Raw genomic sequence first — 1,211 nt, forward strand, 5'->3', positions numbered from 1 at the left:
GTTTATATTTCGTATATTTACATGGTAATATTAAACAGTAATTGACATGAAAATAGGTATAATTGACATTTGTAAGCAAATAGAGGACCCTCGGATGGATCGTAAAAAGTTACATAAAATGGAAACGATCATATATGTATCCATTGCTGCTGTCATCTGTGGTGCTCAGTCTTGGAATGAGATTGAAGAATTTGGCCATGCTAAATTCGATTTTTTTAAAAGTAGAATACCCGATTTAGAAGTTATCCCCAGCCATGATACTTTTAATCGTTTCTTCAGCATTATAAAACCATCCTATTTTGAGTTGATTTTCCGCAATTGGGTGAAACAAGTGTGTCAGGAGATTAAAGGTGTTGTAGCCATCGATGGAAAACTAATGCGTGGTCCTAGCAAATGTAATGATGAACATACTACCGGCAAAGAAGGCTTTAAGCTCTGGATGGTTTCAGCATGGTCCGCAGCTAACGGTATTTCTCTGGGTCAGGTAAAAGTGGATGATAAAAGTAATGAAATCACAGCTGTTCCTCTGCTAATCCATGCCTTGGATCTGGATGATTGTATCGTCACTATTGATGCCATGGGCTGTCAGTTGGAAATAACAAAAGCCATTATTGAACGGAATTCAAACTATATAATAGCTTTAAAGAAAAATCAAAAGAGCAGTTATGAATTAGCCAAGAAAATAATTGATGGGTATGAAAACAGAAATGTGATTCTCAATAGGGTTACCCGGCATACCAGCGAAAGTACAGGACATGGAAGGATTGAAACAAGAGTCTGTACTGTAGTCAGTTATGGTCCGGTCATGGAGCCGATGTTTAAGGACAAATTTGCGGGATTGAGGTCAATAGTGGGCATGAAATCCGAAAGGATAATTTTGGCAACGGGGGAACGTTCTGAAAAAACGAGGTATTATATAACTTCACTTGAAAATACTAACCCGGAGGAAATAGCCAATGCCATTAGACAGCATTGGTCCATTGAAAACAATCTGCATTGGCAACTGGATGTTACCTTCAGGGAAGACTACAGCAAGAAAGTGCAGAATGCAGCAAGAAATTTCTCGGCAGTTACAAAAATGGCGCTCACCATTTTGAAGAATGATAAAGTCACAAAAGGAAGCATGAATCTCAAAAGGCTGAAAGCAGGATGGGATGAAAAATACCTGTCAACACTTTTACAGGACAGCGCATTTTAATGCGTCGGCCCTG

1 protein-coding gene is annotated in these 1,211 nt (G+C 38.8%); it reads left to right on the top strand.

The window, feature by feature from the left end:
* The first annotated feature begins 46 nt into the window (after positions 1-46).
* Positions 47-1,198, top strand: coding sequence for an ISAs1 family transposase (locus ACESQI_RS24095; RefSeq protein WP_195351286.1), 1,152 nt, complete (start codon positions 47-49; stop codon positions 1,196-1,198).
* The last annotated feature ends 13 nt before the right edge of the window (positions 1,199-1,211 follow it).

The organism is Bacteroides sp. HPS0048 (genome assembly GCF_964240755.1).
In the GTDB taxonomy this organism is placed as follows: Bacteria; Bacteroidota; Bacteroidia; order Bacteroidales; family Bacteroidaceae; genus Bacteroides; species Bacteroides nordii.